The organism is Sphaerochaeta sp. UBA5849 (assembly GCA_002432715.1).
Lineage (GTDB): Bacteria > Spirochaetota > Spirochaetia > Sphaerochaetales > Sphaerochaetaceae > Sphaerochaeta.
Genome location: DJGJ01000017.1, coordinates 25,455 through 33,400 on the forward strand (window position 1 = coordinate 25,455; position 7,946 = coordinate 33,400).

Below are 7,946 nucleotides of genomic sequence, written 5' to 3' on the forward strand. Positions count from 1 at the left end.
GAACCTGCATATGAGTACAAACGTAGTGTTTACGATCGGCAGACAGTTCGGAAGCGGAGGCAGACAGGTAGGGAAAACCCTGGCGGAGAAGCTTGGCATACCCTTCTATGACAAGGAGCTCATCGCCATCAGTGCACGCGACAGCGGACTGAGCGAGGCCCTGTTCGCGAATGCGGATGAGAAAGCCACCAGCAGCATCTTCTACTCGTTGGTGATGGGCAACTATCCCATGGCCAGCGGGGCGTTGGGAGTAACTGAGATGCCGCTCAACGACCAGCTGTTCCTCATCCAGAGCAAGACCATCAAGCGCCTTGCGTCAGAAGGCCCCTGTGTCATCGTCGGCCGCTGTGCCGACTACATACTCAGGGACATGGACAATGTGCTGAACGTCTTCATCCACGCAGAACTGAAAGACCGTGTTGAACGGGCGGTCCGGGTCTATGAAGTACCGCAGAACAAGGCGGAGGACGTGTGCCTGAAGGCGGACAAGCAGCGCGCGAATTTCTACAACTACTACAGCGACCGCAAGTGGGGCATGTGCCGTACCTACGATTTGAGTCTTGACAGCGGAATGCTGGGTATCGAGGGGTGTGTACAGCAGATCATCGAATTTGAGAAACTGTGGGAAGCCCACAAGGGCCAGGTGATTTGATGCTGATCGACCTCTTGGACAACCTTGAGTGGTATCGTCCTCTGCATCCTCATATACAAGCGGTTATCGACATCATGGACCGCAGTCTCCCCTATGAGGATGTTGCAGGACAGCATAGCGTCGACGGCCTTGGCTATGAGGTACTCTCGTATGTGACCGGCAATGAGGGCAGCCTTCAACGCGCTGGAGAGCGGCAGTTGCATGTCGTACTTGAGGGTGAGGAACTGATCAGCCTGCAGGACAAGAAGCAGCCTTTGGTGGTGGCACATCTGACTACCGGATCATTTGTGTTGGTTGCAAAAGGCGAGACCTATCGTCATCAACAGGTGCTCAATGGGGCCTGTGCGGTCAAGAAGGTGATTTTCAAATTGCCTGAGTCCGAGCTTTGAACCGATCTCGTTTACGCCAGAGGTGGGAGAGCATAAAACGCTCTCCCTCTTTTTCGTCCCGCGCCCTGATGGCATCGACAAGACGGCGGTGCTCGGCCTGCGTTTTCGCAATTCCTCGATCGTTTATGCTCTGGGCGAACAACAGGGCGGCTTCACTGAGATTCAAGCGGCTGTAGGTGAGGGTGAGCAAGTTGTTGCCGGCCAGTTTGACCAGCTCCAGGTGGAACTGGTAGTGCAGGGTGCTGAATGTCTGTACATCAAAGGCTTTGCCTGCGTTTTTGAGTGCATCCATACGATCGAGAATCTGATCCAAAATGGCGGGGTCGGCTCCGTTTTCACAAGCAAGACGGATGGCAAGCGCTTCCAAATACGCCCGCACCTCGGTCAATTGCTGGTAATCGACCATCGTTATGTCTTTGACATAGCTTCCGCTGTGGGCGATGATCACCACAAATCCGTCCTGCTCCAGACGCTTGAGCGCCTCCCTGACCGGGGTGCGTGAGCAGGAGAACTCTTTTGCAAGGGTGTTTTCGGAAAGCTTGGCGCCGTTGGGCAGCAAGCCTTGGCGGATTTGGCGCTTGAGATGGTTGTAGATTGAATCTATCAGTTGGTTTTTTGTCGGTGTGTCCATCACCGGTAGTATAGCCAAACCAATCATGTATGCCTAGCGCATGCATAAAAATGGCCGCATGCTGATGCTGCGGCCAAGTATGCTGGTACGAATGGTTATTTGTCGATTCCAACAAGCTCAATGTCGAAAATCAACAAGGAATTGGGAAGAATGGTTTCAGTTCCCATTTCACCATAGCCAAGGCCGGGGTGAATCCAGGTTCTGAGAACACTGCCGGTGTTCATGGTGAGCAATGCTTCGGTGAAACCCTCGATCAAGCCGCTTACCGGGAAATGTGCAGTCTGGCCCATATCATAGGAACTCTCGACCAAGGTGCCGTCGATAAGCTGCAGTTGGTAATTGACTTCCACCGTATCGGCAAGAGTCGGCTTGACACCGGCGGCGGGGGTAAGCACCTGGTACTGCAGTCCGCTGGCCGTGGTGACGACTCCCTCGTTGGCTGCATTCTGTGCAAGGAAGGCTTCTGCTTCTGCAAGGTTGGTGACGGCGATTTCAGCAATCCATTTCTGGTATTCCTCTTCCAGAATCTGCTGATATTCGGTAAAAGCAACCTGCATCTCGGCATAGTTCATCAACAATTGATTGTCACAAGCATAATCCAAAGCTCCCTGGGCGTACAAGTCACCATTGACGGTGATTCCCTGACCTGCCATGTTGAGGGCGAGCAGGTAGCCGTAGGTATAGCTGAAGGCATCGGACAAGTCCTCCGGCTTTGGGAGAGCGGAGACTTCGCTGATGCTTGCATAGCTCTTTCCGTAGTCGGTTTTGGCAAGACCGGCATTCCAGACCTTCTCCTGATAATCATTGACATTGGTAAACAACTCTTCGAGGGTGAAGTACCCTTGGGGGACTTCGCTCATCGAGTCCTTGTACCCGTCGAGTGCTCCCTTTACGTAGTAGCCTGCATCGAAGAACAGCCCCTGTGCGGAGAATGACTGGATCAACAGATACCCGTAGGTGTAGCTGAAACGGTCGGTCAGGCTCTCAAGCTCGGTTGCTCGTTCAGTGCTGATGGAATAGGGCAGCACACCCAGTGCCACCAAGGGGTTGATATAGCGGATGTTCATGGCCTTGTTGTTGTTGTCAAGGACTACTTCAATGTAATCTCCTGCTACAAGGCTGGCGATAGGATAACTTGCATCAGTATAGGATCCTGCCTGGAACGTAATATCCTGATTATCGGCGCTTCTGGCCAACAGCGTTACCTGGCCATTCTGATTCATCGTGGTGAGGATGCGTACGGTTACTGCGGCCGGATCACTCTCTTTCATACCCATCGCGAAGAGGCTTGCAGAAATGAGGATCATGGCCAACAGGGTCACGACCACCTTTGTTCGATTACTCTTATTCATAGTCATTCCTTTTTGTAGGGTGGTTGCTTCTCTAGCAACTTCTTCATACTGTACGTTCTCTGAAGTCAAACGTCAATGCTCAATTTCTCAAGCTTGCGTCGACTATATTCCTTATTGTACTACATTATCATCAGATAGGTCTATTCTTGTAGTTTTGTGAACTTGCACATCATTGCCAAATAAAACATTGCATGCTAGGGTTACCAAACAACGAGGAGAACAGAGATCATGGCTGCCATTACCCGAAGTATTCCCAATGCACAGGACATACGGCTTTTATATGAGACGGTTCGCATCGCAGGTGAGGCGAAACGCAAGGGGAATCACCCCTTCGGGGCATTGCTGGCCGACAAGGACGGCAACATCCTGCTTGAACAAGAGAACAGCTATGAGGAAGGAGGCTCTGCAATGCATGCGGAAACCCTGTTGCTCTTCAAGGCATGCAAGCTCTACGACCCTTCCTTTCTTGCAACCTGTACACTCTACACCAATGCAGAGCCCTGTGTGATGTGCACCGGAGCTCTGTACTGGACCAATGTCCGTCGTCTCGTATTCGGCATCACCGAAGCCAGGCTGCTTGAGCTTACCGGAGCCGATGAGCAGAATCCAACATTCGACCTTCCCAGTCATGAGGTGCTCGCCCATGGGCAGAAGGACATCGAGGTGGTTGGCCCGACCGACGACAAGGAGCTCGAGAAAGCCATTGTCGCCGACCATCTTTCATTCTGGGTGCACTGATGATTACGCTTCCCTATCTGCTCCAACATGAGAATATCTGCCGCCTGGAAGGCAAGCACCTTCTTATCGGTGATCGAAGAGCCTTCCCCTTTGAGAAACGATTCGAGGTCTGCAGCAGTGTCGATCAGGTCGCCGAATCCTTGCGTGCGATGGTGACGCAGGGGGGAGGACCACTTGAAGTCGCCTTGCAGACCATGGTATGGGTAACGCGACTGATGCAAAGCGGAGAGCTGAGAGGCGGCTTTGCGACCCTTGCGGATGCTGCGAAGCAGCTTATGGCCGCAAGGCCGACCAATACAACCATGCAACGTGCCTTGCAAAGCCTGCTTGCAGCGGTCAAGGATTCTGCCTCGGACCTTGAGGCCCTTGATCATGCCGTGCAGACGCAGGTGGACCTCATGCTTGAAGGCTATGACAGGCTGTATCATCAGATGGGAAGGATGGGAAGCACCCTGCTGAAGCAGGATTCGGTGGTGCTCACCACCTGTTTTGCCGAGCATACCTTTCTGCTCTCCCTTGCCTATGCCAAGGAAAGCGGCAAGCACGTACGGGTCCTGGCCAATGAGACCAGGCCGTATCTGCAAGGCTCCCGCCTCACCGCCCCCAGTCTCAAAGAGATGGGCATTGAGGTGCAAGTCATTACCGATGGTATGGGTGCCTCCTTTCTTCAAGCCGGGAAGGTGGATATGTACATGACCGCAGTCGATCTGCTCTGCATGGACGGGACGGTGGTAAACAAGGTGGGAACCTTGAGCAATGCAATCGCAGCACGGTACTACAACGTACCCTACTACGCATTCAGCATCTCTCCCGACCCGACCAAGCAGGGCGGCGCGGATGTGACGATGGAAATGCGGTCCCCTTCGGAAGTCACCCGGTGCATGGGCTCTCCCACCACCTTGGATTCCATCGGGGCCCTCTACCCGGCCTTTGATATCATCCCCTCCGAATTGGTGACTGCCTTGGTTACTCCCAAAGGCATCCTTGAGCCGGAGCACGTGAAGAGGTACTTTCCATGAAAGCAATCATTGGTGGAACCGGAGTCGATACGTTGGACGGCCTCAGCCTGAAACGAAGCATGGTGCAAACACGGTACGGCGAGGTTGAGCTGTTTATCACCAATCAACTGGTCTTTCTTCCCCGCCACGGCTCATCCCACTCTCTGCCGCCCCATTTGATCAACTATCGGGCAAATGTTGCAGCCCTCAAGGACTTGGGAGTCGATGAGGCGATCGGCATCTATGCAGTGGGGTCCATTTCCCAAGCCTTGAGCCCGGGAGAAATCGGTATTGTTTCAGACTTTGTAGACTGTACCGGAGGCTCGCGAGAACATACCTTCTTTAACGGGGGGGCCAGCGGGGTGCGGCACTGTGCAATGGACGACGTGTTTGACGCCTCGTTGAGAGAGCGGATGAATATTCTTGCACCACACATCAAGGACGCAGGAGTGTATGTGTGCACCAACGGCCCCCGGCTTGAGACGAAGGCGGAAATCCGTCTGTACGGACGGCTGGGCTGTGATGTGGTCGGGATGACATTGGCCTCCGAGGTGTCGCTGCTCAAGGAGGCAGGCATCCGCTGTCTGGCTCTGGCATACAGTATCAACTGGGCTGCAGGAGTCGGACAGGCGAATGTCAGCTTCATCGGCGATGCTGAGACAGCCGTCTTGAAGGAAGAGATGACTCAGCTGTGCTGCAAGACTTTGCTCAGCTGTTCCAACTGATACGGCGTGCTCTGGTACACGTGGTAGTTCAGCCAATTGCTGAACAAAAGGTGTGCGTGGCCCCGCCAGCGCACCTGTACCTCTTCACCTTGGTAATAATGTGACGGCTGCTCTAAAGAGAGGCCTGCTGCAAGGTCTCGTTGGTATTCATCGTGCAACGTCAACTCATCGTATTCGCTGTGGCCGGTCACAAAGACTTTCCGCCCGTCCTGACTGACAACCAGGTATAATCCAGCCTCCTCGGAGTCGGAGAGCACCACAAGGTCGTGTTCGAGGGACAGCCTTGACTCGTCCACGGCCGTATTGCGCGAGTGGGGTGCCCAAAATCGGTCATCGAAGCCTCGGACCAACGGGTGGTTTTTCTGACGCACGGTGTGGCTGTACACTCCCGAAAGCTTTTTAGGCAGGAGAATTTTCCCTATGCCATAGTGATGGTACAGGGCGGCTTGGGCCGCCCAACAGACAAAGAAAGACGAATACACGCGCTCATCAGCCCAACTGAGGATTTCTGTGAGTTCCTGCCAGTAAGCCACTTCTTCAAAAGCGAGGGTCTCAACCGGGCTGCCGGTAATGATCAAGGCATCGAAGCAGCGATCCCGAATTTGGTCGAATGTCTGATAAAATGTCTGCAAATAGGAACGTGGCGTATGCTTGCTTTGATACGTTGCGGTAGTCAGGAATGTCAGCTCCACTTGCAAGGCTGTATTGCCCAGCAGCCTGAGAAACTGTTGCTCCGTACGAATCTTGTTCGGCATGAGGTTGAGCAGGACTACTTGCAACGGCCTGATGTCCTGATGGATGGCCTGTTCTTTGGTCATGAAGAAAATGTTCTCCTGCTTCAGTACTTCGGCGGCGGGCAGGTCCCGGGGTATGGTTACCGGCATGATTTGCCTCCTATCGCATCAAAGGCTTGGGCCAGGTCGTCGATAAGGTCCTGTGCATGCTCGCACCCGATGGAGAGGCGGATGGTTGTACCCAGTATTCCCGCTCTTGCCTGCTCTTCTGCCGAAAGTTGAGAGTGCGTCGTGGTCGCAGGATGAATCACCAGTGATTTCACATCGGCAACGTTCGCAAGCAGGCTGAAAAGCCTCAGAGAGTCGATGAAAGCTCTGGCTTGTTCTTCGGTTCCCTTGATGTCGAAGGTGAAGATGCTGATACCCCCCTTGGGGAAGTAGCGTTTGTACAGCTCATGGTAGGGATTATCCGAGAGCAACGGATGCCTCACTGTTGCGACACAGGGATGGCCGGACAGGAAGGCGACCACTTTTTCTGTATTCTCTGCATGGCGGGCGACTCGCAAGGCGAGGGTTTCAAGGCCTTGGAGAAACAAGAATGAGTGGAAAGGCGACAGGCAGGATCCGGTATCGCGAAGGATGACGGCCCTGGCCTTGGTGATCCAGGCTGCACGACCGCATGCCTGGGTGAAGCTGATCCCATGGTAGCTGGGATTCGGCTCGGTGAGCGAGGGGAACCTGCCGCTTGAGAGCCAGTCGAAATTTCCGCTGTCGATGATGACTCCCCCAAGGCTTGTACCATGGCCGCCGATGAATTTGGTTGCCGAATGGACGATGATGTCGGCACCCAGTTCGATGGGACGTACCAGATACGGCGTGGCAAAGGTGTTGTCCACCACCAACGGTATGCCGTGTCGGTGTGCGATGAGCCCTAATTCTTCCAGATCGCACAAGGTCGCATTGGGGTTCCCTATGGTCTCTACGAACAGAGCCTTGGTGTGATCGGTGATGGCTTTTTCCACTTCATCAAGATTCGAGACATCCACGAATGTGGTGGTGATGCCCCACTCGGTGAGGGTGTGGGAGAGCAGGTTGTAGGTGCCTCCATAGATGGTGGAGGCTGAAACAAGGTGATCACCGGCTTTTGCAAGGTTGAGCAGGCTGTATGTAATCGCTGCCGATCCACTGGCAACGGCCAGAGCCGCTACACCTCCTTCAAGCGCTGCAATACGCTTCTCAAAGGCCTCCTGTGTGGGGTTTGTCAATCTGCTGTAGATATTGCCGGGTTCGGAAAGATTGAAGCGGGCCTCGGCATGGGCGCAGTTGTCAAAAACAAAACTGGTTGTCTGGTAAATCGGTACGGCTCTTGCCCCGGTTGCGCTGTCGGGTCTTTCCTGGCCTGCATGGAGGGCGATTGTTTCAAAACGATGGGTAGTCATAAATATCTCCTGGTATAAGAATGCACGAACGTATGTTCGTGGGTTTGATGAGACCAAGAGCGTCACATGTGGTCGACTACCGAGCCACAGCGAGGATGTTTTGCTTGTTTCATGGAATTTCCTTGAAGTTTTTAGGCGAGAGCCGTACGGCACATCATGGGATCTGAAGATTCAGTTGCGCTTTGCATCTGCATCATGGTGTGCCTCCTCCAAGAAAAATATCCTACCGAAAGGCTGGATTTTGCAGTAGTATAAATTTGATGCATTGATGAGTCAAGTAGTTTTGAT

The 7,946-nt window shown here is 53.6% G+C and carries 9 protein-coding genes; 5 read left to right on the forward strand and 4 right to left on the reverse strand.

The window, feature by feature from the left end:
- The first annotated feature begins 10 nt into the window (after positions 1 to 10).
- Both B3K89_RS02095 and B3K89_RS02100 read left to right on the forward strand, forming a co-directional pair.
- Positions 11 to 652 carry an AAA family ATPase gene (locus B3K89_RS02095; RefSeq protein ID WP_293891412.1) on the forward strand — a complete coding sequence of 214 codons (642 nt, stop codon included), beginning with the start codon at positions 11 to 13 and terminating at the stop codon, positions 650 to 652.
- Positions 652 to 1,041 (forward strand): hypothetical protein, encoded by a 390-nt coding sequence (locus tag B3K89_RS02100; protein WP_293891415.1) that lies wholly within the window; start codon positions 652 to 654, stop codon positions 1,039 to 1,041. Before B3K89_RS02095 ends, B3K89_RS02100 begins: the two co-directional genes overlap by 1 nt.
- Here B3K89_RS02100 and B3K89_RS02105 read toward each other — a convergent pair.
- Positions 1,016 to 1,672 carry a GntR family transcriptional regulator gene (locus B3K89_RS02105; RefSeq protein WP_293891418.1) on the reverse strand — a complete coding sequence of 219 codons (657 nt, stop codon included), beginning with the start codon at positions 1,670 to 1,672 and terminating at the stop codon, positions 1,016 to 1,018. The genes B3K89_RS02100 and B3K89_RS02105 overlap by 26 nt on opposite strands.
- Positions 1,673 to 1,767: 95 nt before the next feature.
- Positions 1,768 to 3,024: an FKBP-type peptidyl-prolyl cis-trans isomerase N-terminal domain-containing protein gene (locus B3K89_RS02110; protein WP_293891421.1), complete on the reverse strand. Its 1,257-nt coding sequence runs from the start codon at positions 3,022 to 3,024 to the stop codon at positions 1,768 to 1,770.
- 228 nt (positions 3,025 to 3,252) lie between these two features.
- On the opposite strand from B3K89_RS02110, the gene B3K89_RS02115 reads away from it, so the two are divergent.
- From B3K89_RS02115 to B3K89_RS02125, 3 genes are read left to right on the forward strand one after another with little or no spacing between them, the layout of a single operon-like run.
- Positions 3,253 to 3,762, forward strand: a complete 510-nt coding sequence (locus B3K89_RS02115; protein ID WP_293891424.1) for a nucleoside deaminase — start codon at positions 3,253 to 3,255, stop codon at positions 3,760 to 3,762.
- Positions 3,762 to 4,781 (forward strand): translation initiation factor 2, encoded by a 1,020-nt coding sequence (locus tag B3K89_RS02120; protein ID WP_293891427.1) that lies wholly within the window; start codon positions 3,762 to 3,764, stop codon positions 4,779 to 4,781. Before B3K89_RS02115 ends, B3K89_RS02120 begins: the two co-directional genes overlap by 1 nt.
- Positions 4,778 to 5,485, forward strand: a complete 708-nt coding sequence (locus tag B3K89_RS02125; RefSeq protein WP_293891430.1) for an MTAP family purine nucleoside phosphorylase — start codon at positions 4,778 to 4,780, stop codon at positions 5,483 to 5,485. Before B3K89_RS02120 ends, B3K89_RS02125 begins: the two co-directional genes overlap by 4 nt.
- On the opposite strand, the gene B3K89_RS02130 is transcribed toward B3K89_RS02125, so the two are convergent.
- A complete protein-coding gene (locus B3K89_RS02130; RefSeq protein WP_293891433.1) occupies positions 5,446 to 6,369 on the reverse strand; it encodes a homoserine O-succinyltransferase in 924 nt (307 codons plus the stop codon). The two genes, B3K89_RS02125 and B3K89_RS02130, sit on opposite strands and share 40 nt — an antisense overlap.
- Positions 6,360 to 7,658, reverse strand: coding sequence for an O-acetylhomoserine aminocarboxypropyltransferase/cysteine synthase family protein (locus tag B3K89_RS02135; RefSeq protein WP_293891435.1), 1,299 nt, complete (start codon positions 7,656 to 7,658; stop codon positions 6,360 to 6,362). Before B3K89_RS02135 ends, B3K89_RS02130 begins: the two co-directional genes overlap by 10 nt.
- Between the last annotated feature and the right edge of the window lie 288 nt (positions 7,659 to 7,946).